At 57.3% G+C, this 23,508-nt stretch carries 29 protein-coding genes; 14 read left to right on the forward strand and 15 right to left on the reverse strand.

What is annotated here, in order from left to right:
- Window positions 1–38 precede the first annotated feature (38 nt).
- Window positions 39–668, forward strand: a complete 630-nt coding sequence (locus tag ACO079_RS05365; RefSeq protein WP_421792330.1) for a hypothetical protein — start codon at window positions 39–41, stop codon at window positions 666–668.
- Window positions 669–685: 17 nt separating this feature from the next.
- On the forward strand, window positions 686–1,516 hold the full coding sequence (locus ACO079_RS05370; RefSeq protein ID WP_421792332.1) for a hypothetical protein: 831 nt from the start codon (window positions 686–688) through the stop codon (window positions 1,514–1,516).
- Between the two features lie 5 nt (window positions 1,517–1,521).
- On the opposite strand, the gene ACO079_RS05375 is transcribed toward ACO079_RS05370, so the two are convergent.
- The 3 genes from ACO079_RS05375 to ACO079_RS05385 are packed head-to-tail and all read right to left on the reverse strand — an operon-like array spanning window position 1,522 to window position 3,581.
- Window positions 1,522–2,427, reverse strand: coding sequence for an ABC transporter permease subunit (locus ACO079_RS05375; RefSeq protein ID WP_421792333.1), 906 nt, complete (start codon window positions 2,425–2,427; stop codon window positions 1,522–1,524).
- Entirely contained in the window at window positions 2,424–3,356 is a 933-nt protein-coding gene (locus tag ACO079_RS05380; protein ID WP_421792335.1) for an ABC transporter permease, read from the reverse strand. The genes ACO079_RS05375 and ACO079_RS05380 overlap by 4 nt, the downstream gene beginning before the upstream one ends.
- 54 nt (window positions 3,357–3,410) lie before the next feature.
- Window positions 3,411–3,581 (reverse strand): hypothetical protein, encoded by a 171-nt coding sequence (locus ACO079_RS05385; RefSeq protein WP_421792337.1) that lies wholly within the window; start codon window positions 3,579–3,581, stop codon window positions 3,411–3,413.
- Between the two features lie 88 nt (window positions 3,582–3,669).
- On the opposite strand from ACO079_RS05385, the gene ACO079_RS05390 reads away from it, so the two are divergent.
- Window positions 3,670–4,596: a hypothetical protein gene (locus tag ACO079_RS05390; protein ID WP_421792339.1), complete on the forward strand. Its 927-nt coding sequence runs from the start codon at window positions 3,670–3,672 to the stop codon at window positions 4,594–4,596.
- On the opposite strand, the gene pdxH is transcribed toward ACO079_RS05390, so the two are convergent.
- Window positions 4,587–5,252, reverse strand: a complete 666-nt coding sequence (gene pdxH, locus ACO079_RS05395; RefSeq protein WP_421792341.1) for a pyridoxamine 5'-phosphate oxidase — start codon at window positions 5,250–5,252, stop codon at window positions 4,587–4,589. The two genes, ACO079_RS05390 and pdxH, sit on opposite strands and share 10 nt — an antisense overlap.
- A 118-nt stretch (window positions 5,253–5,370) precedes the next feature.
- Here pdxH and ACO079_RS05400 point away from each other — a divergent pair, with 118 nt between their 5' ends.
- The 5 genes from ACO079_RS05400 (at window position 5,371) to ACO079_RS05420 (ending at window position 9,267) form a co-directional block, all read left to right on the forward strand.
- The gene (locus tag ACO079_RS05400; protein ID WP_421792917.1) at window positions 5,371–5,835 is read left to right on the forward strand and encodes a DnaJ domain-containing protein; all 465 of its coding nucleotides are present in this window, start codon (window positions 5,371–5,373) and stop codon (window positions 5,833–5,835) included.
- A gap of 51 nt (window positions 5,836–5,886) precedes the next feature.
- A complete protein-coding gene (gene aroC, locus ACO079_RS05405) occupies window positions 5,887–6,981 on the forward strand; it encodes a chorismate synthase (protein WP_421792343.1) in 1,095 nt (364 codons plus the stop codon).
- Between the two features lie 167 nt (window positions 6,982–7,148).
- Entirely contained in the window at window positions 7,149–7,931 is a 783-nt protein-coding gene (locus ACO079_RS05410; RefSeq protein WP_421792345.1) for a hypothetical protein, read from the forward strand.
- Complete coding sequence (locus tag ACO079_RS05415) at window positions 7,928–8,443, forward strand: hypothetical protein (protein WP_421792346.1); 516 nt, start codon at window positions 7,928–7,930, stop codon at window positions 8,441–8,443. The genes ACO079_RS05410 and ACO079_RS05415 overlap by 4 nt, the downstream gene beginning before the upstream one ends.
- Window positions 8,444–8,577: 134 nt before the next feature.
- Window positions 8,578–9,267, forward strand: coding sequence for a hypothetical protein (locus tag ACO079_RS05420; RefSeq protein WP_421792348.1), 690 nt, complete (start codon window positions 8,578–8,580; stop codon window positions 9,265–9,267).
- Between the two features lie 2 nt (window positions 9,268–9,269).
- Here the strand turns inward: ACO079_RS05420 and ACO079_RS05425 are convergent, their stop codons facing one another.
- The 10 genes from ACO079_RS05425 to ACO079_RS05470 are packed head-to-tail and all read right to left on the reverse strand — an operon-like array spanning window position 9,270 to window position 16,971.
- Window positions 9,270–10,004: a TlyA family RNA methyltransferase gene (locus tag ACO079_RS05425; protein WP_421792349.1), complete on the reverse strand. Its 735-nt coding sequence runs from the start codon at window positions 10,002–10,004 to the stop codon at window positions 9,270–9,272.
- Between the two features lie 4 nt (window positions 10,005–10,008).
- Window positions 10,009–11,928: a 1-deoxy-D-xylulose-5-phosphate synthase gene (dxs, locus tag ACO079_RS05430; protein ID WP_421792351.1), complete on the reverse strand. Its 1,920-nt coding sequence runs from the start codon at window positions 11,926–11,928 to the stop codon at window positions 10,009–10,011.
- Window positions 11,929–11,946: 18 nt separating this feature from the next.
- A complete protein-coding gene (locus tag ACO079_RS05435) occupies window positions 11,947–12,834 on the reverse strand; it encodes a polyprenyl synthetase family protein (protein ID WP_421792353.1) in 888 nt (295 codons plus the stop codon).
- 57 nt (window positions 12,835–12,891) lie between these two features.
- A complete protein-coding gene (locus tag ACO079_RS05440) occupies window positions 12,892–13,143 on the reverse strand; it encodes an exodeoxyribonuclease VII small subunit (RefSeq protein WP_421792355.1) in 252 nt (83 codons plus the stop codon).
- Window positions 13,144–13,197: 54 nt separating this feature from the next.
- The gene (locus tag ACO079_RS05445) at window positions 13,198–13,791 is read right to left on the reverse strand and encodes a histidine phosphatase family protein (RefSeq protein ID WP_421792356.1); all 594 of its coding nucleotides are present in this window, start codon (window positions 13,789–13,791) and stop codon (window positions 13,198–13,200) included.
- 43 nt (window positions 13,792–13,834) lie between these two features.
- A complete protein-coding gene (locus tag ACO079_RS05450; RefSeq protein ID WP_421792358.1) occupies window positions 13,835–14,773 on the reverse strand; it encodes a histone deacetylase family protein in 939 nt (312 codons plus the stop codon).
- 5 nt (window positions 14,774–14,778) lie between these two features.
- Complete coding sequence (locus ACO079_RS05455) at window positions 14,779–15,651, reverse strand: SDR family oxidoreductase (protein ID WP_421792360.1); 873 nt, start codon at window positions 15,649–15,651, stop codon at window positions 14,779–14,781.
- Between the two features lie 17 nt (window positions 15,652–15,668).
- Window positions 15,669–16,430 (reverse strand): signal peptidase I, encoded by a 762-nt coding sequence (lepB, locus tag ACO079_RS05460; RefSeq protein ID WP_421792362.1) that lies wholly within the window; start codon window positions 16,428–16,430, stop codon window positions 15,669–15,671.
- Window positions 16,427–16,747, reverse strand: coding sequence for a YbjQ family protein (locus ACO079_RS05465; RefSeq protein ID WP_421792363.1), 321 nt, complete (start codon window positions 16,745–16,747; stop codon window positions 16,427–16,429). Before ACO079_RS05465 ends, lepB begins: the two co-directional genes overlap by 4 nt.
- Entirely contained in the window at window positions 16,744–16,971 is a 228-nt protein-coding gene (locus ACO079_RS05470; RefSeq protein WP_421792365.1) for a hypothetical protein, read from the reverse strand. Before ACO079_RS05470 ends, ACO079_RS05465 begins: the two co-directional genes overlap by 4 nt.
- A gap of 101 nt (window positions 16,972–17,072) precedes the next feature.
- Between ACO079_RS05470 and ACO079_RS05475 the strand changes: the two genes are divergently transcribed.
- Complete coding sequence (locus tag ACO079_RS05475) at window positions 17,073–17,450, forward strand: hypothetical protein (RefSeq protein WP_421792367.1); 378 nt, start codon at window positions 17,073–17,075, stop codon at window positions 17,448–17,450.
- On the opposite strand, the gene ACO079_RS05480 is transcribed toward ACO079_RS05475, so the two are convergent.
- Complete coding sequence (locus ACO079_RS05480) at window positions 17,447–19,228, reverse strand: acyl-CoA dehydrogenase (RefSeq protein ID WP_421792918.1); 1,782 nt, start codon at window positions 19,226–19,228, stop codon at window positions 17,447–17,449. The two genes, ACO079_RS05475 and ACO079_RS05480, sit on opposite strands and share 4 nt — an antisense overlap.
- 124 nt (window positions 19,229–19,352) lie before the next feature.
- On the opposite strand from ACO079_RS05480, the gene ACO079_RS05485 reads away from it, so the two are divergent.
- The 5 genes from ACO079_RS05485 to ACO079_RS05505 are packed head-to-tail and all read left to right on the forward strand — an operon-like array spanning window position 19,353 to window position 23,467.
- Window positions 19,353–19,922 (forward strand): YceI family protein, encoded by a 570-nt coding sequence (locus ACO079_RS05485; protein WP_421792368.1) that lies wholly within the window; start codon window positions 19,353–19,355, stop codon window positions 19,920–19,922.
- Window positions 19,923–19,925: 3 nt separating this feature from the next.
- Window positions 19,926–20,510: a cytochrome b gene (locus ACO079_RS05490; RefSeq protein ID WP_421792369.1), complete on the forward strand. Its 585-nt coding sequence runs from the start codon at window positions 19,926–19,928 to the stop codon at window positions 20,508–20,510.
- Between the two features lie 2 nt (window positions 20,511–20,512).
- Entirely contained in the window at window positions 20,513–21,070 is a 558-nt protein-coding gene (locus ACO079_RS05495; RefSeq protein ID WP_421792371.1) for a YceI family protein, read from the forward strand.
- Between the two features lie 37 nt (window positions 21,071–21,107).
- On the forward strand, window positions 21,108–22,061 hold the full coding sequence (locus ACO079_RS05500) for an L-threonylcarbamoyladenylate synthase (protein ID WP_421792373.1): 954 nt from the start codon (window positions 21,108–21,110) through the stop codon (window positions 22,059–22,061).
- Window positions 22,058–23,467 (forward strand): FAD-binding oxidoreductase, encoded by a 1,410-nt coding sequence (locus ACO079_RS05505; RefSeq protein WP_421792375.1) that lies wholly within the window; start codon window positions 22,058–22,060, stop codon window positions 23,465–23,467. The genes ACO079_RS05500 and ACO079_RS05505 overlap by 4 nt, the downstream gene beginning before the upstream one ends.
- Window positions 23,468–23,508 lie beyond the last annotated feature (41 nt).

Consider the following 23,508-nt stretch of genomic DNA (forward strand, 5'->3'; position numbering starts at 1 on the left):
ATATTCTGCGAGACGCAAACACTGATATCAAGCTTACGATGAATGTGAGATTACTAGCCATTGGTTTTTCGGTTGTTTTTGCGCTGCCAGCGGCCGCGCAAGACATAGGCACGCCCCTATCTCCTCTTTTTGAATGCCGTCAAATCGACGACTCAGCCGCGCGCCTCGCCTGCCTCGATGCTGCCGTGGACACGCTTTATGAAGCGGCAAATTCGGGCGAGGTGGCGGTCGTGAGCCGAAATGATGTCGAGGCCGCTGAGGAGGCGACCTATGGCCTCAACATTCCCGATTTCAGGCTGCCCAGCGTACGAATGCCTCAGCTGTTCAATTCCGGATCGACCGATATAGCAGAAGCTGCAAATACCACGACCGGGACTTCCGGCGGATCAGAAGGGACCACTCGCGTCGTCGAGCGCAATGATCAGGGTCAAATCACCCGGATTGAAGGCCTGCCGGTGCAAAGCATTGATCGCGATCGGCAGAACCGGATGATCATCACGCTGCAGAATGGCCAGATCTGGCGGCAAACCGACGACACGCGGATTTATTTCTCGCGGAGGGCGGTCGTGGAAGACATGATCGTGCATGTGCGAAGTGGCGCACTGGGGTCGCACTTCATGCAGTTGAATGATCAAGGCCGTTGGTTCCGTGCCAGGCGCGAGCGCTAGTTGAATTGGATAATCGTATGATCGACCGCAAAAAATACCTGACAAGTACGCTGGCGGCGTCTGCGCTGCTGGCCATAGCGATCGGCGCCGGGGCTCATGCCCAGGAAGCAGATGTTCTCGATGACATTCTGGTGTGTCAGCAAATTTCCGACCAGTCGTCACGTCTGGCCTGTTTCGACGCAGCGGCGGCCCGTTTGTCCGCAGAAAGAGATAACGGCCTGGTCGGCGTTTACCGACAGGACATCGAGGCTGTCGAACGGGACGCCTTCGGATTTGATTTGCCTAGCATGCCCAGCCTCAGTTTTTCCATGTTCAACGAAAGCGGCAATGCGTTGGATCCATTGGATCCCGCGACAACGCCAGATCGCATGGCATCGAACGAAACTGCATCGAACGAGACAGTGGCACCGGCTGATGTCACCGTCACGGTTGCTGAAACCGCTCGCGAACCTGCAGCGGCTGCAAGCCCCGGATCCGCAGAAGAGGAGCCACGGCGCCGTGGTGGAATTTTCGCCAGGTTAACGAATCGGGGCGGCCCTGACGCGCGGGAAGAAACCGTCAGGCCCACGGATACTCAAGCCATCAATGGTGTTGAAGTGGTCGAACGCGACGAAGACGGCGGCGTTGAGCGTATCGTCATGGATATCGAGCGAATTCGCGAAATCGCCTACGGCCGCCATCGCTTCTACATGGCGAATGGCCAGGTCTGGGTTCAGTCCGGATCGGAGCGATTCCGGTATGATGAGAATGCGGACAACGTTGCTGAAATCCGGCGAGCTGCGATGGGCAGCTATTTCATGCAAATCAACGGCACCGGACGGGCGCTGCGGGTCCGGCGCGTTCGCTAGGCGAGCTAGCGGTCTTTCGGATCAATCGCGTCGCGGACGCCATCGCCAATAAAGTTGAAGCAGAACAGCGTCAGCATCATCGTGGCCGCCGGCACAAACAGCGTCCATGGCGCAATTTGCATGTCTTGGGCTCCGGTCGCGATAAGCCGGCCAAGTGATGTGAGTGGTTCCTGCACGCCCAGCCCCAGAAAGCTGAGGAAGCTTTCAGCGAGAATCACCACGGGGATCATCAACGTGACGTAAACAATCACCGGTCCCAGCACATTGGGAATAATATGGCGCTGGATTGTCGACCAGCGAGACACCCCGGCAGCTTCTGCTGCCTCCACAAACTCCATGGATTTGATGGAGATGGTCTGCCCGCGGACAATCCGGGCCATCGTCAGCCATTCCACCGCGCCGATTGCAACAAAAATCAGAATGATATTTCGCCCGAAAACAACCATCAGGATGATCACGAAGAATATGAAGGGAAGCGAGTAGAGCACGTCCACAATACGCATCATGATCTGGTCTACGCGGCCACCAATGAACCCCGCCGTGGCCCCCCAGATCACGCCAATGACCAGCGACACAAAAGACGCGACGATCCCGACCATTAGCGACACGCCCAGGCCGATCATCGTGCGCGCAACAAGATCGCGGCCTTGCGCATCTGTTCCAAAAATATGCCAGTTCTCGAGCGTTGGCGGCAGCGAGACCCGATCCCGATAAATTGTTTCATGGCTGTGCGGCCAGATAAACGGACCTACCACCGCAATTAGAACCAGAAGTCCGAGGATAATCATGCTGCCGACGGCAGCCCGGTTGCGGAACAGCCGCGCAAGCGCGTCATCCCAGAGCGAGCGGCCTTCAACCGCCGCCGTTTCGAGGGCTTCCGCATTGGCTTCCGATGAAAGGACTGTGTTCATTCGAACTTCACTCTCGGATTCAGTGCGGCGTAAAGCAAGTCCGCCAACAGATTCAGGATGATGATCAGCGAGGCGTAAACGATGACAACGCCCATGACGACTGTGTAGTCGCGTTGCAGAGCCGCCATCACAAACTGCCGGCCGATGCCTGGCAACTGAAAGACCTGTTCAATGACAATTGAACCCGTCACCAGCGCGGCAGATGCCGGACCGATATAGCTGACCAGCGGCAATATCGCTGCGCGCAAAGCATGCCGGAATAGAACCACAGGTCCTGAAAGCCCTTTGGCCCGCGCCGTCCGGATATAGTTGGAGCGCAGCACTTCAATCATGCTGGCTCGCATCAATCGCGACACGATTGCGATTTGCGGCAGCGCCAGCGTGATAACCGGCAGGATCAATCGTTCTGGCGTCATTCCGAATCTTGGATCCAGACCGCCGGTTGGCAGCAGACCCAGATACAAACCGAAGACCAGGGCCAGAATCGGCCCCATTACAAAGGGCGGAATTGTTATCCCCGCCATTGCAAAGCCCATTACCGCGTAATCACTGGTTTTGTTTTGCCGTAACGCAGCCAACGACCCCAGAATAGTACCGACGATTAAGGCCAATCCGATCGACAATAGCCCGATCGTCGCACTTACCGGAAATCCCTCGACGATAATGTCGGAGACCGTCTTGTCCCGGAATCGCAAGGACGGGCCAAGATCGGCCTGAGCCAGATCACCGAGGTAGGACAGGTATTGCACATAAAGGGGCCGGTCGAAGCCAAAATGCTCGAGAATGTTCTGCCGCACCTCTTCCGGCATTGGACGTTCCAAATCGAACGGACCGCCCGGGGCAGCGCGCATCATGAAGAATGCGACCGTGATGATCACCAGAATGGTAGGAATGGCGATCAGGAGTCGCCGGGTGATGTATCCGAGCATGAACGCGCCGACCCTGCTGGTGTTAAGCGCTATTTCTTGCGTTGCCAGGCAATGTCAATCAAGGGGCCGCCGCAGTGTAATGCTGCCATCTTCTGCGTAGATTGTATCTGTGGGGAGCGTCAGAAAGCCCGGACTGGCTTGAACAACGGCAACGATCAGCAAGACAAACACCGCCCGGCGCAAACGCGCGGACACAAAGTTCATGGCGCTGATCCATCCCGGCATGGTACATTCCCTTGTCGCTTCCATGGACCATCGCAAGGAGCGTACCGGATTGAAGACAAGTTGGGCGTTGGAACACACGTGACAGACCATGAATAGCGCATTTTGGTGGTCAGACTGGTCGCTCGAGAATGGCCGTGTTGCGGTAAAAAGCACGGGCCATCACCTGCCTTTAGGCGGGTCGCTTGTCTTCGTTTGCCTTCGATGGCTTTTATTCTTTGCGTGCATTCAAATCTGGCGCCTGCGTACAATTGGCAAGCCCGGCATCAGGGTGGCGTTTTATCCGAATTCACCCCGGCCCTGGTACTTTGTTTGGGCCTGTCTCCGCTTGCGTGGTGCGCGTTTTACAAAAGCGGCAGAAGAGGCAGATCTGGTCTGTTTCTTTGAGGATCAGACGACCGCAAGCTGGCAGAAAAAGATAGAGGCACAAGCAACGCTCAATCAGGAATGCCGTGATGTCTCGAAATCGCGGGTTGGCGATATCTTCGAACGCGTTTTTGGATACTCCATCGCCGTCGATCCGATTTCTCACGCCGGCGACCTCGTTGAAAAGTCTGAGAAGAATGGCGCCCATGACGGGAGGGTGGTTGCAGGACCCTGCAAACGCCGTTTCGGTTTTGCCTATCAGCGCTTGGTCGATAACCGTTTTGCGGGCGACCTTGTGCGTGACTATCGCTGTTTAGTGGTCGGACCGCAGATTCCGGTGGTGTTCGTCAAGGAACGCAAGCTTGAGACGCGCTTCTCGAACCAGAATTCTTCTGTGACGACCGCAGCGCCCGAAACCCTGTTTTCTGCCAGCGAAACCGAGCGACTTGTCGTATTCGCGCGCGAAATCGGTCTCGAATGGGGGGCAATCGACGTGTTGCGGGATCGAAAAAACGGCCGCCTTTACATCGTCGACGTCAACAAAACGAATATAGACCCGCCAAGCGCGCTGGGGCTCTTTGAGAAGTTGGGCGTAACGTCAAGAGTTGCAGACGCATTGGACCAGTTTTTGGTACTGAAGCTTCAGGGATAAAGACGTTCCTGCGACCAACCGCTTTTGTCGCGGTGGAAAACCAGCCGGTCGTGAAGACGAAAGGGCCGATCCCGCCAGAACTCGATTTGCGTTGGAATTAAGCGGAAACCCGACCAGTGCGCAGGCCGTGGGACATTGCCGACACCAAACCGGGCGGCTTCTTTTGCGACGGCTTTCTCCAGAGCAAAGCGGCTTTCCAGCGGACGGGACTGCTTGGATGCCCAGGCTCCAATCCGGCTGTCGCGGGCGCGGGAATTGAAATACTCATCCGCCTCTTCTGCGCTAACAGAAGTCACATCGCCTCTTACCCTGATCTGTCGCCGCAATGACTTCCAATGAAAGCACAGGGCCGCTTTTTTAGTCGCCAATAGCTGTTCCCCTTTGGCGCTCTCAAGGTTCGTGTAGAAAACAAAGCCGTCCTGATCATAGCCCTTCAACAAGACCATTCGGACATCCGGCAGCCCGTCCGCATCAACCGTCGCCAGCGCCATCGCATTGGGATCATTCGGTTCTTTTGATTTGGCATCGGCAAACCAATCGGCAAACAAGGCGAAAGGCTCTTCTCGATTGAAAATCTCAGCAGCGTTCGCGTCAGCGGTCGCTTGATAGTCATCGGAAGTCGGAGATGCGGGGATATCTGCGGATTTACGGTTCATAGGGCACCTCCTCGATGAGCCAGATATATAGAGGCTTGCTGGACATCAACCAATCGGGAACACACTCCCCGCTAATCTGCGCCTCATGACACTTCCGAACTCGGATCTTCAATCGGCGATGCAGGTGCTTGGCCTTACGGAAACGGCCAGCCTTACGGAGGCAAAAAGCGCCTTTCGACGTCTTGCCAAAGATCTGCATCCAGATCGCACGCCCGCGACCCCGGAAACGCTCCGCAGGCTCGCGGATGCTGTAGCGGCCATAAGGCTGATTGAATCTGTCCCGGCGATAGTTGTTGATCTGGAAATAACCGCGGCCGAAGCAAAGGCCGGAATCAATCGGGTTCTCAAAGTTCGCAATCAGTCCGTGATGTTCCGGATACCGCAAGGCGCAGCAAGCGGTGAAATAATTCAGGCCCTCGGCGAGCCGGGTATATCGGCACGAATTCTTGTGCAGCCCAAAGCAGCCGGCATGGAACCCAAAAGCTGTAGCGATCACCTCGATGAATTTGTACGAGACTTCGTGGATCAATCGCCGAACAGCCGCTTCGCGAAATGGGTGCGCAAAGCTCGCAGTGCCGCGTGACCTCCGCTGCACCATCCTGTAGTTTCGAACCAAAGCGGCTCGGGAAACACCATGTCTCACAACAGCTTCGGAAAATTGTTCCGGGTCACGACCTGGGGCGAAAGTCATGGTCCTGCCCTTGGGACGATTATCGATGGCTGCCCGGCGGGCATTCCGCTGACGGAGAGCCTAATCCAACCCTGGCTGGATAAGCGGCGCCCGGGTCAGAACCGGCATGTTTCGCCACGGCAGGAAGCAGATGAAGTCAAGATTCTGTCTGGCACTTTCGAGGATGATCGAACGGACGGCCCGGTAACAACAGGAACCCCCATTTCGCTTCTAATTGAAAATACCGACGCAAGATCCAAAGACTACTCGGACATCCGCGATAAATGGCGTCCTGGCCACGCAGATTATACTTACGACGCCAAATACGGTGTTCGTGACTATCGAGGCGGTGGCCGGGCATCGGCGCGGGAAACGGCGGCGCGCGTGGCTGCTGGCGCTGTTGCCCGGCAAATTCTCGGGCCGAAGGTGCAGATTCGTGGGGCGCTGGTTTCACTTGGCGGGACCGTGATCAACCGCGAGAACTGGAATTGGGAGGAAACCAATGAAAACCCCTTCTTTTCGCCTGACCGTGAAATTGTCGGAAAGTGGGAAAGCAAGCTGGATGATTTGAGAAAAGAAGGAAATTCGACCGGAGCCATTGTCGAGGTCCGCGCCAGCGGCATTCCGGCCGGCTGGGGAGAACCGGTCTACGGCAAGCTGGATGCAGAGCTGGCCGGAGCGATGATGTCCATCCCGGCGGCGAAAGGCGTCGAAATTGGATCCGGGTTTGCAAACTCGGCTATGAGCGGCAAGGACGCCGCAGATGAAATGAGGTCCGGAAAAGACGGGCCGGTCTTTCTTTCAAATCACAATGGCGGCGTTCTCGGGGGCATTTCGACGGGACAGGACATCGTTGTGCGTTTAGCAATCAAGCCGACATCGTCGATACGAATTTCGCGGAGAACGCTCGATCGCGATTTCAATGAAACCGAAATCGAAACACGGGGCCGTCACGATCCCTGCGTTGGTATTCGGGCCGTGCCTGTAGCAGAAGCCATGCTGGCGATTATATTGGCGGACCAGATGCTAAGGCATCGTGGCCAGATGGGCCAACCATAAACCTGAACCAATTGTTCATATTAGCGTCATGGCGCTTTTTTTAACCTTTCAACAAAGGTCGTCTGGAATCGCGAGGTCCATCGGCCGCTGCTGAAAGGAACTACCTATGATGACCCCCTTCAAAAACAGCTGCCTACTCGCTGCCTCTGCTCTTGCTGTCTCCGTTATTGCAACTGTTTCCGCGCCGGAGGCCGAAGCAGCTGCCGAACAGGCTGGCGAAACGCTACACCAGGTGGAGCTTACCTTTACTCAACTCGCCTTTCAGCAAAACGAAAATCGAGGTGCGAGAGGCGATCGGGGACCACGACGCGACGGTGCGCGCGGGGGTCGCGGCGGGCGCGGCGAAGGAACGCGAAACAGGGGCGGCCGCGGCGAAGGAGCGCGAAACCGCGGCGGTCGCGGTGAAGGCGGCCGGGGTGGTCGCGGCGGCGGTCGCGGTGAAGGCGGTCGGGGCGGCCGTGGCGGGGGTCGGCCGGATGTCGCCTTACCCAATGAGTCCGGCGGCTTTACGCAGTTTGATCCCGGCAACCAGCGCGGCGGTCGTGGCGATGGCGCTGGACGCGGCGGACGCGGTGACGGCGCTGGCCGTGGCCGAGGCGGACGAGGCGATGGTGCCGGTCGCGGACGCGGCGGGCGCGGTGATGGCCGGGGCGCTCGCGGCGGGCGCGGCGGAAATGGTGATAACTGGCGTGGCCGCGGTGGGCGAAATGATGGCCGGGGTGCCAGAGGAGGCCGTGGCAATGACAATTGGCGTGGCCGCGGCGGACGGTATGATGGACGCGGCGCCAGGGGAGGCCGCGGCAACGATAACTGGCGCGGTCGCGGGGGATACCGGGACGGGTTTAGAGATGGTCGGCGGACAACACGTGGCGGTTACCGCCAGGGATATCGCGACGCACGCCGGGACTCGCGCCGGTATAATCGCGGTTCTTTCCGCCGGGGGTATGTGAATGGCGTTCACGATGCCCGGCGCTATTATCGCAACTATCATCGTCCAATACGGACAAGCTGGCACTATCACACACGGTATTATGATCGCGGCTATGCCCGCTATAATTTCAATTACTATGATCGTGGGTGTCGCTCGAATGGCGATCAGGTCCTCGCAGGGGCGATTCTCGGGGCTCTGTTTGGAGCTGCAGTTGCCGATGATGATGCGGCAGGGATCCTGCTCGGTGGATTTTTCGGTGCCGGGATCGGCTCGGCATTGAATGACTGCGATCGTGGACAATTCCACTATGCGGTAAGCCACTCGTTCACGCATGGAAGCCCGTATTACTGGCATAATCCGTATTCCGGTGTTCGCGGCGTGGTCTATGCCCGGGACTGGTATGACTATGGTGGCCGCCGGTGCCGCTGGGGTGACGCGGAAATCTACATGCCGGATGGCAGCTTCGTTGTTGACGAGGTGCGGATGTGCCGGGACGCCTACGGCCGATGGCAGGTCGCCCGCCACCAGTAGACGACGGTAAGACTCCCACAGAAAACCGGTTCCTGAACAGGAGCCGGTTCTTTGTTCATGCTGGGCTCATCCGGTCTGGCATAGTTTTTGATGGAAACGCCGGATAACCCGGCCAAGCCAATGGAGACTTCTCAATGCCCGGCATTCGCAGCCTGCTTATCGCGTCCGCGTCCATCGTCGTATTGGTTCCGGCCGCAGAAGCGCAATCGCAGTATCATTCGCAAGCAGAATGCGAATCCAATCGTCAGGGGCGCCAGATTGCTGGTGCGCTGGTTGGCGCCATCATCGGCGGTGTTCTGGGTGCCGAGATCGAAGATGAATTTGATGATCGTGATAGCTATCGCGGCCGCCATGGGTATCGGGGACGTGGATACCGGGGACGCGGCGGATATCGCGGCCGTCACCGTTATAATGAGCGCCACGACAATGATCTGGCCGTCGCCGCTGGCGTGGGAATTGGTGCGCTCGTCGGTGCGGGTGTTGCTGGGGGCGAGCCCTGTGCCCCGGATTATCGCGGCTATGACGCTGGTTATTATGGCGATAATTATGGGTATCAGGAACCTTATTACGATCAGCATCACAGCCAGACCGACTATGGCTACGATCCCTACTATCAGGACCAGAGATCGGACCAGACTTACTATGGATCAGACGGGCTTGCAGGCGCACCGCGTCCGGAAGGCCGGGTCTATCAGGCCGGCACGCCGCGGACCGGAAACTGCCGCTGGATGACGACGCGCAGCCAAAACCAGTATGGCACCGTGACGGCCAACGAAGTCTATATGTGCCAGGGCGTGGATAGCATCTGGCGTCCGGCTCGATAGTCCTATGATTTGCGGGCGTGGATAAGCCATTCTCGATTGCCATCCCCGCCCGTAATCGGACTGTCCTTTTGGGCGACAAAATGAAAATCAGTTTGGGTGTCCAGCCAGGCTTTGAAAACTTCCAGCGCCGCCGCAATGGCGGCGTTGTCTTTAACGAGACCGCCTTTACCAACATGCGCAGGGCCGACTTCAAACTGAGGTTTGAACAAGGCAATCAGATCAGATGAGGGAGCCGAAAGCGCCAACGGTCTCTCAATTATCTTTGCTAGTCCGATGAAACTGGCATCGCAGGTGATGATTGCTGGTGCTTCCGAAAACTGATCAGCATCGAGGTCTCTGGCATCCTGTTGTTCCAGCGACAAGACTCTGGGATCTCGTTTCAGCTTTTCGTGCAATTGCGCTTTGCCAACATCAACCGCGATCACATGCTTGGCTGACGCTTCAAGTAGCACCTCGACAAAACCGCCCGTCGAAGCCCCGATGTCGAGGCAGGTTTTACCGCTAACGGAGACTTCAAATGTCTCCAACGCCCCTTTCAGCTTTAACGCAGCCCGGCTGACATAGGGATGCAGAGCTTCCGATTCGACCGACATGCCGTGCGAGATTCGAAAGGACGGCTTGCGCACAACTTTGCCATCAACGCTGACCCTGCCAGCTAGTATCGCTTCGCGTGATCGTGCACGTGTTTCGAATTGACCGGATTGGACCAGAAAGACGTCGAGCCGAGATCCAGTCACCGTTCTATTGTGCAGCACCGCCAATTGCGGTTATGGCCTCGTCGGCCCTTCCAAGCGCATCGAGTGCGCATGCCACTATATGCGGTGCGTTGAGACCTGCTTCGTCATACATGCGTTCCGGTGTGTCCTGGTTCTGGAAAATATCCGGCAAGGTCATCGTCCGGATCTTCAGACCGGTATCCAATGCACCGCGTTCTGCCAGCATGTGAAGCACAAACGCGCCGAACCCGCCGCGAGCGCCTTCTTCGATCGTCACAAGAACTTCGTGTTCTTTCGCAAGCCTGAGGATCAGATCTTCGTCAAGCGGTTTGGCAAAACGCGCATCTGCAACGGTTGTCGGCATGCCGCAAGCGGTCAATTCCTCTGCCGCTTTCAGCGCCTCTTGGAGGCGCCCGCCCAGAGACAGAATTGCGATCTTGGTTCCCTCATGGACAATACGTCCCTTGCCGATTTCCAATGGCTCGGCAATCTGCGGGATCTCGACACCCGTTCCGGACCCACGCGGATAACGGAACGCACTTGGGCCATCATCAATCTGGACGGACGTCGCGACCATTCGCGCCAGCTCTGCCTCATCTGAAGCCGCCATAATCGTCATGCCCGGCAAAGCGCCCAAATATCCCAGATCGAAAGAGCCGGCATGCGTTTGACCGTCGGCCCCAACGAGCCCGGCCCGGTCAATCGCAAAGCGCACCGGCAATTTCTGGATTGCGACGTCATGCACAACCTGGTCATAACCACGCTGCAGGAAGGTCGAGTAGATTGCCGCAAAGGGCTTCATTCCCGCGGCTGCCAGTCCAGCCGCAAAAGTAACGGCGTGCTGTTCCGCGATTCCAACGTCGAATGTCCGGTCCGGAAAAGCTTCGCCAAAAATATCAAGCCCCGTCCCACCGGGCATGGCGGCGGTGATGGCGCAAATACTATCGTCTTTTTCAGCTTCCCTGACGAGGGATTTGGCAAATACCTTGGTGTAGCTTGGCGGGCCGCCAGACGATTTTTTCTGTTCGCCAGTCACCACATTGAATTTTGCAACACCGTGATATTTGTCGTCTGACTGCTCTGCGAAGGAGTAACCTTTGCCTTTCTCGGTCACGACATGGACCAACACCGGTCCGCGTTCGAAGGCTTTGACATTTTTCAAGACCTGCGTGAGAGCATCCATGTCATGTCCATCAATCGGGCCGACATAGGTAAAACCCATTTCTTCAAAAAGCGTGCCGCCGACGGCCATACCATGGGCATACTCTTCAGCCTTTCGGAGCGTTTTCTCCAGACCAACAGCCTTCGCAACAGCCTTGCCCATTTTCCGGAAAGACCGATAACCGCGTGACGAAACGAGATTGGCAAAGTAATGGCTCATCGCGCCAACCGGCGGGGCGATCGACATGTCATTGTCGTTAAGGATTACGATCATCCGGCTATCGAGCGCACCGGCATTATTCATGGCTTCATATGCCATACCCGCCGACATGGAGCCGTCGCCGATAACGGCGATAACATTCTGATTTTCCTCGCGAAGGTCGCGGGCAACGGTAAAACCGAGCGCAGCCGAGATAGACGTAGAGGCATGCGCCGCACCGAAGGGATCATACTCGCTTTCTGACCGCTTCGTGAAACCTGATAGCCCCCCGCCCTGTCGAAGCGTGCGTATGCGGTCACGCCGGCCGGTCAGGATTTTATGCGGATAACACTGATGGCCGACGTCCCAAATCAAAATGTCATTTGGCGTATCAAACACATGATGAAGCGCGACAGTCAGCTCTACCACGCCCAGCCCGGCACCAAGGTGTCCTCCTGTTGTGGACACGGCGTCAATGGTTTCAGCCCTTAATTCATCTGCGAGCTTGTTAAGCGAATGAAGGTCCATACCCTTCAAATCACTGGGGTAATCAACCGTATCGAGCGTGGGTGTTTTGGGTGCCATGGGCATTCAACTTTCAAATTATGACCGCCGTTCAAGGACATAGTCGGCCACCTGATGCAACAGCGTGGCACATTCGCCGAAAGGTTCAAGATGATCTTTGGCTTGCGCGGCAAGACGACGCGCACGGTCTCGCGCGCCTTCGAGGCCCAAAATTGTTACGAAGGTGGCTTTTCCCTGATCACCATCCTTTCCGACGGCTTTGCCGGTTTCCTCGGCTTTACCCTCGGCATCCAGAAGATCATCCCGGATCTGAAAAGCCAGGCCAATATCGTGAGCGAAGCCTTCCAATGCCCGGCGGACGTCCGGACCCGCCCCGGCGAGAATAGCCCCTGATTCCGCCGAGTAGGCGATTAGGGCCCCAGTCTTCATACGCTGCAAGCGCGTGATAATGTTGATATCAGATTCGATCCTGTCCGCCCGCATATCGATCATTTGCCCCCCCACCATGCCTCTGGCTCCAGAAGCTTCGGCCAATCGCCTGATCAGCTCACAGCGGCGTTTGGGGCTACCCGTCGTCTCTTCGTCGGCGAGGATTTCGAAAGCGAAGGTCTGAAGCGCATCGCCTGCCAGAACCGCAGTCACCTCGTCATATTCCTTGTGCACGGTCGGACGGCCGCGGCGCATATCATCATCGTCCATGCAGGGAAGATCGTCGTGAATCAGCGAGTAGGCGTGGATGCACTCAATCGCTGTCGCCACGCGCAATAGACCGCGCTCATCTGCTCCGACCAAACGCCCGCACTCGATCGCAAGAAAAGGTCGCAAGCGCTTGCCTGGACCCAGCGCTGCGTACCTCATGGCAGAAATAAGCTGGGATTCCGGTCCCGTTGCCCGGGGTAGAAGCGCATCCATCGCGACGGTTACGCGGTCAGCCGTTTCGGCCAGCAAGGCTTTGAAATCAGACAAAAGGTGACCTGCAGACGGACAGTCGATCTGTGGCGAACACTTCAAGGCCGGCCATTCTTAAAGATCCGCGTCCTCGGTCTTGACCGAACCGGAGTCATCAAGGACGATTTTCTCCACTTTCAGCTCGGCCTCGCGTAGTTTTCGCTCACAATGGGCTTTGAGCGCAGCGCCCCGCTCGTAAATTTCGATCGATTTCTCTAACTCGACGTCGCCAGACTCAAGCTGTTGAACGATAGATTCAAGTTCGGCGAGTGCCGCCTCGAAACTCAGTACCTTGATATCTGAAGCTTTGTCGTCAGACACATCCATTCTCCTAGCTTGGGCTGAACATTAAGCAGGCTATCAGCGCGCAGCAATGGCCCGCTAGCGGATCAATTCATAGCGGCGGCAGGACCAGTAGGTATCGCCACCATCCTGAACGCATTTCCAGCCGCGCCGCCTCAAGGGTGGACGAAGCATTCGATTAAACCAGCCATGCGCGCATAACAGGACGGGCCCATCCTGCGCAGCGATCACCAGCTTGTCGGCGGCCCGCTCCGCCCGGAATTCCGCTTCCTTCCGCGTTTCCAGCCCTCTAGCGGCACCGAACCACCAGAAAATACGGGCATAGACGCCCCAGGTACCCGGCTTAAGGACTCCCGAGAATTGCGGCGGCGGAAGGGGAGCCTCAACGAAGTCAGCATCAATCACAAGTTCGCGGTCAGGCGCGGCCGCTGCCGCTGTTTCAACGGCGCGGGGCAGAGTGCTGGCAAAAACCACCCGCGCTTCTGCCGCGGCTTGAACCAGCACCTCGGGTGGGGTCTGCCCCGGTGCCAGGCCCGCAGCATCATAACCTTTCCACCACTCTTCATACCCTTGCCAATTGATCTTCACCGTCCGATCAGCGTCAGGACGGCCATGCCGCGCGATCGTAATCGCGCCAGGCGCATGAACATGGTCTGTGCGCGTCTCGATCATGGCACCTGCATGAGGGGGCGTCATTGGACTGCCGACCGGTCCCCTACCCTTGCGACAGTGTTTCGATAAACGCTGCAGCCGAACGGCCCAGCGCGCCCAAGTCGTAGCCGCCCTCCAGGCAACACACAAGTCGGGAAGATGCCGTTTCCCGTGCCAATGCACACAGTTGTTCCGCCGCCCACATATAGTCGCTCTCGTCCAGACGCAGATTTGCCAACGGGTCGGCTGCATGGCCGTCAAATCCAGCCGAAACAAATATGAATTCTGGTTTCTGCACAGCGATCGGAATCAATAATTCGTTCTCGATCTTTTGCCGCCAGACATCGCCCACCGTGCCAGCGGCCACGGTCACATTAATAACATTGCCGTTGAGACCGGTTTCGGACTCTCTCCCGCTGCCGGGATAAAGTGGAGATTCATGGATCGACCCGAACACAATTCGCGGTTCGGTTTCGGCAACATCCTGGCTGCCGTTTCCATGATGAACATCAATATCGATGATGGCCACTTTCGAAAAACCGTGGACGTCGAGCGCGTGCAACGCCCCGATCGCGATATTATTGAACAGGCAAAATCCCATGGGCTTGGCACGCTCAGCATGGTGGCCCGGTGGACGTGTGGCGCAAAAAACGGCTTCCACGTCACCCGCCATAATCAGATCGACTGCCTGCGCGGTACACCCCGCGGCCCGCAAGGCGGCTTCCAGCGATCCGCGCGACATGAAGGTATCAAAATCGAACCCGTGAAAGGACTCATGATCCTCGGGCTCACCGTCAAAAATGGCGTCAATATGAGCTGATGTATGGACACGCGAGAGTTCTTCCCACTCTGCCCGCCGGGCCTGAATCACTGGCACCTGGCCTAGCAGCCGGGTCTCCGCGATGGCGTCCCTGACCGCCCTTAATCGCGCGGGATTTTCAGCGTGAGGCGGCGGAACACGGTGCTCATAACCTGCATCGGACGTCAGAATGACGGTTTTCATTCGCACTAATGCGACAGCGAAATATTCATGATGTTTACACCCTCTGGCGCGGGCGGATTCTCTGGAACGAAGAAATCAGGGAGAAGTTCGTCGCCCGGCGATACAGCGTATTGGTCAAGGTTGGTGACGCCTTCAGAGACCAGAAAACTATCATCAATCAGGAAGTTGCCGGTAAATTCTGCTGCCGGCTTGTTCAAAACCAGATAAGCTGTATCCGCCAGAATTTCCGGTTTCCGGCAATTCTTGAACGCTTCTTCGCCGGCCAAGACGTTTGCTATCGCCGCGGTTGCGATCGCGGTGCGGGGCCAGATGGCATTGGCGGCAATTTTTCCCTTGAACTCTCCCGACCAACCCAGAATGCAAAGACTCATTCCATATTTGGCGCTGGTATAAGCCACGTGTGGCGCAAACCATTTCACGTCCATGTCGAGCGGCGGAGACAGGGCGAGGATGTGCGGGTTTTCGGCCTTTTCCAGATGCGGCAAGCATTTCTGCGTTACCAGATAGGTGCCACGCGCATTAACCTGATGCATGAGGTCCCAGCGCTTGACCGGCGTGTCCTTGGTGCTGCGCGGGAAAATCGCCGACGCGTTATTGACCACAATATCGATGCCGCCGAAATGATCGACGGATTTGGCAATCGCCGCCTCGACATTGGCTTCATCGCGAATGTCGACAACCAGCGGCAGCGCTTTTCCACCCGCTTTTTCCACGGCGTCGGCGGCTGTGTAGATCGTGCCTTCAAGCTTCGGGTGCGGATCAGCGGTTTTAGCCGCCACTACGATATTGGCACCATCGCGGGCACAGCGCTCTGCGATCGCCTGACCAATGCCGCGGCTTGCCCCCGTGATGAATAGTGTTTTTCCTTCAAGCGACATGACACGCTCTCCAATTTCTAGAGTTGCAGCCCGCGCCAGACGCGGCCCGCCGGGCAATAAATCCCTTCCTGGCGCTGGCAGCGCTTGAAGGTGAACATGACCGTTTCTGCCCGCCCGACCACTTCCGTGAGTTCTACATAACCCACTGAAGAAAAACGGCTGTCGACACTGCTATCGCGATTATCGCCCATAACAAAGACGGAATTCATCGGGACGCGAAAGGGGCCGACATCGTCAACGCTATCAAAGTCCGAGCGCTCATAAATATGGTGCTGTACGCCGTTCGGAAGCGTTTCAATATAAGCCGTCACGGTTACAGGTCGTCTGTCGCCATGGGGCATATAAGTCCGTTCTTCAATGCGCTCGCGTTCAACCTGTTCGCCATTGATGAAAAGCCGACCACCCTGGACGCTGATTACATCGCCAGGCAGACCGATCACGCGTTTGATTAGGTTTCTTGGATCATCCGGATTGCGGAATACCACGACATCGCCCCGTTCCGGATTGCGAGGAAAAATACGTAAATCGACGCTTTCTGGCACGTGATAGCCAATACCCAGCGGCAATGAGTGGCGCGAATATCCATAAGCCCATTTCGAAACCAGAACCCGGTCACCAACCTCAAGCGAGGGCTGCATACTCTCGGAAGGGATATGAAAGGGGGCGAACAGCACCGTGATGATGACAAGCCAGACGGCGGCAACTCCGGCGAAGAACCGGACAGTGTCCATGACTTCTCCGGCCGCATTCCCGGCCATGCGCTTCATAAAGGACATCATTTAAGCTTTACCGCTGTGCCATAGGCGAGGATTTCAGAAGATCCCTCCATAATGGCCGATGTTGAAAAACGAAAGCAGATGATCGCATCCGCGCCCATGCTCTGGGCATTTTCAAGCATCCGCGCATAGGCTTCGGAACGGGATTCTTCCAAGAGTTCTGAATATTCATTGACTTCCCCGCCAACGATGTTTCGCAAGGACGCAAAAATGTCGCGCACAAAAAAGCGCGCCTTCACAACACTTCCGCGTGCGACCCCAACGATTTCACCGATTTCGCGGCCAGGCACGTTAAGCCCCATCGTGACGGGAATGGTCATTCATCTTCCTCCGCTGCCGCACGGCGGCGTTCTTCGATCGCCGTTAAAAATACCAAGGCAATCCCTGATGACGGGATCAACGCCATCACATACCAGGCCAGTGACCAGGGCCAGGCGAGGATCTGGTCTGAAACAGCATCATACAGCAGCGCGCCCGCCAGAATGATGCCCCCGCCAAAGACGAGACCATATCCAAGCCATAAACGGTTCTGAATGCGCTGCATGCAGGTTTTCCTGACCGGCCCTTTTTGGCCATAGTTTCATGGTGCGTTGCACGTATAACGAAAACAAGCCTTTGATGGCATTACAAATGATTGAGGCGCAGATGAAAAACGTAACCCCGACCGCGAATTCGGTGAGTGAATCCAATGAGCGCTTACTCGCTGGCATCACCTACGTTCTGTTTCTGATTGGACCGGCAAATGGCGTTTCGATGCTGATCGCCGCAATCATCGCGTGGTTCAGACGGGACAAAGCGCCTCAATGGTTGGCAACACATTACGAGTTTCAGCTGCACACGGTGATCTATGCGATCGCGTTGCTGGTCGTCGCGTTCATCTGTCTTTTGACCGTGATCCTGATTCCGGTGGCCGTCGTGATTTACTTGCTGTGGACGCTTTGGGTAATCGTCAGGGTAATTGTCGGCCTCATTCGTCTGATTGACGGACGGCCCAATCCCGATCCCACCACGTTCTGGTTCTAGGCTCCCAACGCCGCATCATCCGCTAGCAGATCCGCGCCAACCTGAACCGCACCCAATGTGGAAGGCGCAAGGCTCAACACGGTTTCGGCAAAATGACGCGCGAGGCGGATTTTGCCGTGGGCAAAGGCGGGGTCCCCCTCGCCCTCTTTCAGTCGCCGTTGAGCTGAGACGGCGCCGACACATAACAACCACCCACCGATCACATCACCCGCGAGTTTTTGATAAGCGGTTGCACCCGCCAGCATATCTTCGCGATCCTGACCCGCAGATGTGAGCCAGGCTGCACCGGCCTCGAGCGCATCGGCAGCTGGTCCCAGGCGGGTCGCAAGTTTCGGCAGCTCGGGATTAGACGAGGTCGCGCAGTCTTCGACCGTCTGCCGGATATCTTCCAGAATTTCGCGAAGCGCGGCACCGCCCGACATGGTGAGCTTCCGGCCGACAAGGTCGATGGCCTGAATGCCGTTCGTGCCTTCATAAATCGGTGCAATGCGCGCATCCCGGAAATGCTGAGCGGCTCCGGTTTCTTCGATGAAACCCATGCCACCATGCACCTGAATGCCAAGCGACGACACTTCAACGCCAACATCCGTCGACCAGGCCTTGGAAATCGGGGTGAGCAGTTCCTCGCGGCGCTTGGCGAAAGCCCGATCTTCTTCGTCTTGCTCAAACTCGGCTTCGTCTGCGGCCACAGCGCAGCAATAGCAAATCGCCCGGGCCGCCTCGATCTTGGCTTTCATGGTCGTCAGCATATTGCGGACGTCCGGATGATGGATAATGGCATGCGGCGCCTCGCCGTCGATCCCGGGCGCACGGCCTTGCTTGCGGTCCATCGCATAGGCGAGGGCTTGCTGATAAGCCCGCTCGGCGATGCCAACGCCCTGAACGCCAACTGCGAGGCGAGCCGCATTCATCATGATGAACATCGCCGCCATGCCGCCAAACTCTTCACCGATCAGCCAGCCTGTTGCGCCATCCATTTCCATCACACAGGTCGGACTGCCATGAATTCCCAACTTATGTTCCAATCCAATCGCCTTGATCGCGTTGCGTTCGCCCAACGAACAATCCTCGTTCACGAGGAATTTCGGGATCAGGAAAAGGGAAATGCCCTTTGTGCCAGCAGGTCCGTCCGGCGTGCGGGCCAACACGCAGTGAATGATATTCTCAGCGCAGTCATGCTCGCCCCAGGTGATGTAGATTTTCTGGCCGGAGATCGCGTAGCTTCCATCGCCATTCGGCTCGGCCTTGGTCCGCAGAGCGCCAACATCAGAGCCGGCCTGGGGCTCGGTCAACTGCATTGTCGCCGACCACTCGCCGGTCAGCAGCTTTGGCAAATAGGTGGTTTTTTGTTCGTCCGAACCGCGCGCAATCAGCGCCTCGATGGCGCCAAACGTCAGCATTGGCCCAAGGGAAAAGGCCATATTGGCAGATTGCAGCGTTTCCATGACCGCTGAACCGAGGGCCCGTGGCAGCCCCATTCCGCCGTGCTCTGCCGGGAATTGCAGACCTTGCCAGCCGCCCTCCACGAATTGCGCATAGGCCTCCTTGATCCCTGGCGGGGTGGTGACAGCGCCATCATCCAGCTTACAGCCCGCCAGATCACCTGGACGGTTTAGTGGCGCCAGAACATCATTGGAGAACTTGCCCGCCTCTTCGAGGATCGCCGCCGTCAAATCGGACGAGAGATCCGGGAACGCGCCCGTCGTCTTCAGGCCGTCCATGACGGCAATTTCTTCCAGAGCAAAGCGAATATCGTCGACAGGTGCGCGGTACATGATCTGATCTCTCCATCCCTGCCCCGCAAGATAACGCCGGATTTTCAGGCGTCGAGCATTGGGCTGCGCGTCATTCCGCCCTACCTTCAGCAATGTGAAACGATTAATTCTTCTCTTGCCGGTCCTCTTGATCACAGCGTGCGTCTCCGCGCCGGTCACGGATCCGGTAGCGTTGCCGGCCGGGGATTGGCGGCTGGATCGGAACCATGCTTCGGTTCACTGGCAAGCCCGCCACTTTGGCCTCGCTTGGTATACAGCCCGCTTTGATGAACTGGACGCCAGCCTGACGTTCGACCCACTCGCGCCTGAAGCGGCCCGGCTTACCGCGATTATTGCGGCAGACTCGATTTCGACCGGTAACGAAGACTTCGATGAACGGCTGCGCGGGCCGGGCTGGTTTGCTGCTGATACCAGCCCACAAATCCTGTTTGAAGCGCATGGGATTGCCGTGACGGGCGAAAACGCTGGCTATGCCGATGGAAATCTGACCATTCGTGGCGTTACCCAGCCTGTCCGGATGGACATTGTTTTCTATGGCGGAAATTTCAACTTTCTGGAAAATCGGGATGTCATTGGCTTTGGAGCCGATATGGTGGTGTCCAGAAGTGAGTTTGGGATCGGCCAGCTGGTCCCGGCGGGCATCGCCGGCGACGAAGTAAGAATCCGGATCGAGGCCGAGTTCCTTCGGGAGGAATAAGGCATGACCGAATCGAAGCGATACACAGGCGTTGCGATATCGCTTCACTGGATCATGGCGATCACAATCATCGTTTTGATTTTTGCGGGCTGGCGGGCTGGTGACATGAGTGATGCGCTTTTTGCCGGGGACACATCGGTCAGCTTTACTGATGTCACAACGCTTTATAGCTGGCACAAGACTTTTGGCATTCTGGTGCTCGTCTTGAGTGTCTTTCGGTTGCTCTGGCGTTTTATGAACCCGCCACCGCCCCTGCCGGACAATATGAAACCATGGGAAAAAACAGCGTCTCGCTTCACTCATTGGGCGTTCTACGCGCTCATGATCGGCATGCCGATTGGGGGGTGGCTAACGGCTTCTGCGTCCGGTTTTCCAAATTATCTCTTCAATGTGGAGAGCATAGAGCTCCCCAATCTTGTGAGTGAAAACGAAGCGCTACATGAGGTCACGGCACGCGCTCACAGCGCCGGCGCCTGGATCATACTTGGGCTTTTGGCGCTTCATATTGCTGCCGCATTGCAGCATCACTTTATCAAGAAGGATGATGTGCTTACGCGCATGGTGATCTTCCTGAAACAACGAGACTAAAAATGAAAAACCTCCTCCCCCTTGGACTGGCGCTGGCCTTGTCAGCGCCAGCCGTCGCCAGCGACTGGACACTGGACAATGAAGCCAGTTCCGTCCGCATCGAAACGACCGCATTCGGCAGCACCGTGTCCGGAGAGTTCAGCAATTTCGAAACCGAAATCCGTTTCGACCCTGAAAATTTGCCCGACGCCCGAATTGTTGGCCGTGTCATGGTCGAGAGCGGGGACACCGGCAATCCCCAATACAATTCTGAAATGGTCAGCGATGACGGGTTGGATGCAGACACTTTTCCGCTGGCCGTTTTTGTCGCGACCGATGTGACCTCGTTCGACGCCTGCGCTGAAGGAGACGGCGAATGCTATCTCGCCAGCGGCAGCATCACACTGCGCGATTCCACGCAACCCGCTGATCTGGCCTTTCGTCTTTCGATTGAGGGAGATCGCGCGGTTGCAAGAGGCGAGTTGACGCTCGCGCGCGAAGATTTTGGCATCGGAGCTGGCAATTGGGCCAGTTCAGCTGAGACAGTAACGGTCAAGCTGCACATTGAAGCCGCGCGCTAGGCTTGATTCACCGGCCGTCCCGGCCCAATCAGACGCCATGTCGGCTACGATCAAATCCGCAACCGATCCCGATGCGATCGCAGAAGCCTGCACCACGCTGCAATCAGGTGCCCTGGTCGCGATTCCAACGGAAACGGTCTACGGGCTCGCGGCAGATGCGACCAGCGGCGAGGCCATTGCACGAATTTACGAAGCCAAAGCGCGTCCGCGCTTTAATCCGTTGATTGCCCATGTCAGCAACAAAGCTATGGCAGAGCAGCTTGTCGCCTTTAATCCCGCAGCAGAAAAGCTCGCTGAAGCCTTCTGGCCCGGCCCTCTGACATTAGTTTTGCCTCGATTGCCGCACTGTCCCGTCCACGATCTGGCCAGCGCCGGGCTGGATACGTTAGCGGTGCGTTGCCCGGACCATCCTGTTCCGCGAGCGGTTATTGCAGCTTTTGGCAAACCGCTCGTCGCGCCCAGCGCCAACCCCTCAGGAGCGGTCAGCCCAACCACTGCCCAACATGTCGCCGAAGGATTGGGCGAAAAAGCCGATCTTATTCTCGATGCGGGGCCGTGCGCGATCGGGCTGGAGTCTACCGTCATAGGCTTTAATGGAGAAAATGCTGTCTTGTTGCGCAAAGGCGGCCTCGCGCGAAGCGACATCGAAACGATCACGGAACCGCTCGCCGCCCCCGAAACCGACGCAGCATTGTTGTCGCCCGGCATGCTTTCCAGCCACTATGCGCCAGGAGCACCCATCCGCCTGAATGCCGCCAAAAAACAAGAAGGCGAAGTTCTACTTGGATTTGGCGGTCGGGCTGACGCTGATCTTGACCTGTCCCCAAGCGCTAGCCTGAAAGAAGCGGCGGCCAATCTATTTGCTTTTCTGCGGCAACTCGACGCCCGCGCACCGAAACGCATTGCAGTTTCCCCCATTCCTGACGAAGGTCTGGGCGAAGCCATTAATGACCGCCTTCAACGCGCCGCTGCACCACGAGACCAGACATGATCTCTATCGAAACGCTGACCGCCCTTAAAGACGCCGTTGGCGCCAAAGGCTGGAGTGACGACCCACATGAACTTGCGCCTCACACGTGCGACTGGCGGGGCCGTTGGCAAGGTGAAACGCCTCTACTGCTCAAACCGGCCACAACGGAAGAAGCAGCAGCCTGCGTGCGAATTTGCGCGCGGGAAGGTATCGCCATCACCCCGCAAGGCGGGAATACCGGGCTTGTCGGTGGGTCTATTCCGCGTGGTGAGGTTCTTATTTCCCTTTCCCGCATGAAACAGGTTCGCGAAATCGACACCGCAAATGATGCCATCACCGTCGAGGCGGGCTGCATTCTTGAGAGCATTCAGAATGAAGCGGAAAAAGTGGACCGGCTATTCCCGCTCAGCCTGGGCTCGCAAGGCTCGGCGACGATTGGCGGATTGATCTCCACCAATGCCGGCGGCGTGCATGTGCTGCGCTATGGCATGATGCGGGATCTGGTGTTGGGGATTGAAGCCATCCTTCCAGACGGACGCATCTGGAACGGGCTGCGCGGCCTTCGCAAGGATAACTCCGGTTATGATCTGAAACAGGTTTTCATTGGCGCCGAAGGCACTTTAGGCCTTGTCACAGCCGCGACGCTGAAACTCTTCCCAAAACCCGCCGAGACCAGTGTCGCATTCGCGGGAATCCCATCACCCGCAGCCGCGGTAGACCTGCTCGGTCTTGCCAAATCTGCTTCCGGTGGCACGCTTTCAGCGCTTGAAATCATTCCGCGCAACGCGCTCGACCTGGTCTTGCAACACATCCCCGATACCCGCGATCCGCTGGATCAAACGCACCCCTGGTATGCCCTTCTTGAAATCGGCGCCGCCCGGGTCGGCGAAGGCCGCGCGGCTATGGAGGACGCCCTTTCCTCAGGGTTTGAAGCGGGCCTGGTCACGGATGCGGTTATCGCTGAAAGCGAGAGCCAGGCGCACGCCCTTTGGCAACTCCGCGAGCCGATCGCAGAAGCCGAAAAAGCCCATGGCAAAGCGGCAAAACATGACGTCTCAATCCCGGTTTCGAAAATCGCCGCCTTTATCGTGGAAGCGACAGCGGCTTCTGAACGCCTGGTCGAAGGCGCCAATGTCATCGCGTTCGGCCATGTCGGAGACGGCAATGTTCACTTCAATGTGGCCAGCCAGGAAGCCGGCGCAGGGGATGCGTTCCTTGAACGCTGCCAGCCCGCCACTGAAGCGATCTATGATCTGGTCCAGAAATATGGCGGCTCGATCGCCGCTGAACACGGTGTCGGCACCCTTAAATCAGACGATCTGGCCGAGCGCCGGCCTCTGGAAGTGGAACTGATGCGCTCTATCAAATCAGCGCTTGATCCCAAGGGCATCATGAATCCACGGGTCTTGATCCCTGTTGCGCGCTAGCGGGCCTTTAAACCCGCCGCCAATCAAACTACATCGGGGTC

The organism is Hyphobacterium sp., from assembly GCF_965228115.1.
GTDB lineage: Bacteria > Pseudomonadota > Alphaproteobacteria > Caulobacterales > Maricaulaceae > Hyphobacterium.

Excerpts from the sequence above, each read along its gene's own strand:
- ACO079_RS05365 (WP_421792330.1), top strand. The coding sequence starts at position 39 with ATGAATGTGAGATTACTAGCCATTGGTTTTTCGGTTGTTTTTGCGCTG.
- ACO079_RS05370 (WP_421792332.1), top strand. The coding sequence starts at position 686 with ATGATCGACCGCAAAAAATACCTGACAAGTACGCTGGCGGCGTCTGCG.
- ACO079_RS05375 (WP_421792333.1), bottom strand. The coding sequence starts at position 2,427 with ATGAACACAGTCCTTTCATCGGAAGCCAATGCGGAAGCCCTCGAAACG.
- ACO079_RS05380 (WP_421792335.1), bottom strand. The coding sequence starts at position 3,356 with ATGCTCGGATACATCACCCGGCGACTCCTGATCGCCATTCCTACCATT.
- ACO079_RS05385 (WP_421792337.1), bottom strand. The coding sequence starts at position 3,581 with ATGCCGGGATGGATCAGCGCCATGAACTTTGTGTCCGCGCGTTTGCGC.
- ACO079_RS05390 (WP_421792339.1), top strand. The coding sequence starts at position 3,670 with ATGAATAGCGCATTTTGGTGGTCAGACTGGTCGCTCGAGAATGGCCGT.
- pdxH (WP_421792341.1), bottom strand. The coding sequence starts at position 5,252 with ATGAACCGTAAATCCGCAGATATCCCCGCATCTCCGACTTCCGATGAC.
- ACO079_RS05400 (WP_421792917.1), top strand. The coding sequence starts at position 5,371 with ATGCAGGTGCTTGGCCTTACGGAAACGGCCAGCCTTACGGAGGCAAAA.
- aroC (WP_421792343.1), top strand. The coding sequence starts at position 5,887 with ATGTCTCACAACAGCTTCGGAAAATTGTTCCGGGTCACGACCTGGGGC.
- ACO079_RS05420 (WP_421792348.1), top strand. The coding sequence starts at position 8,578 with ATGCCCGGCATTCGCAGCCTGCTTATCGCGTCCGCGTCCATCGTCGTA.
- dxs (WP_421792351.1), bottom strand. The coding sequence starts at position 11,928 with ATGGCACCCAAAACACCCACGCTCGATACGGTTGATTACCCCAGTGAT.
- ACO079_RS05440 (WP_421792355.1), bottom strand. The coding sequence starts at position 13,143 with ATGGATGTGTCTGACGACAAAGCTTCAGATATCAAGGTACTGAGTTTC.
- ACO079_RS05445 (WP_421792356.1), bottom strand. The coding sequence starts at position 13,791 with ATGATCGAGACGCGCACAGACCATGTTCATGCGCCTGGCGCGATTACG.
- ACO079_RS05450 (WP_421792358.1), bottom strand. The coding sequence starts at position 14,773 with ATGAAAACCGTCATTCTGACGTCCGATGCAGGTTATGAGCACCGTGTT.
- ACO079_RS05455 (WP_421792360.1), bottom strand. The coding sequence starts at position 15,651 with ATGTCGCTTGAAGGAAAAACACTATTCATCACGGGGGCAAGCCGCGGC.
- lepB (WP_421792362.1), bottom strand. The coding sequence starts at position 16,430 with ATGATGTCCTTTATGAAGCGCATGGCCGGGAATGCGGCCGGAGAAGTC.
- ACO079_RS05465 (WP_421792363.1), bottom strand. The coding sequence starts at position 16,747 with ATGACCATTCCCGTCACGATGGGGCTTAACGTGCCTGGCCGCGAAATC.
- ACO079_RS05470 (WP_421792365.1), bottom strand. The coding sequence starts at position 16,971 with ATGCAGCGCATTCAGAACCGTTTATGGCTTGGATATGGTCTCGTCTTT.
- ACO079_RS05475 (WP_421792367.1), top strand. The coding sequence starts at position 17,073 with ATGAAAAACGTAACCCCGACCGCGAATTCGGTGAGTGAATCCAATGAG.
- ACO079_RS05490 (WP_421792369.1), top strand. The coding sequence starts at position 19,926 with ATGACCGAATCGAAGCGATACACAGGCGTTGCGATATCGCTTCACTGG.
- ACO079_RS05495 (WP_421792371.1), top strand. The coding sequence starts at position 20,513 with ATGAAAAACCTCCTCCCCCTTGGACTGGCGCTGGCCTTGTCAGCGCCA.
- ACO079_RS05500 (WP_421792373.1), top strand. The coding sequence starts at position 21,108 with ATGTCGGCTACGATCAAATCCGCAACCGATCCCGATGCGATCGCAGAA.
- ACO079_RS05505 (WP_421792375.1), top strand. The coding sequence starts at position 22,058 with ATGATCTCTATCGAAACGCTGACCGCCCTTAAAGACGCCGTTGGCGCC.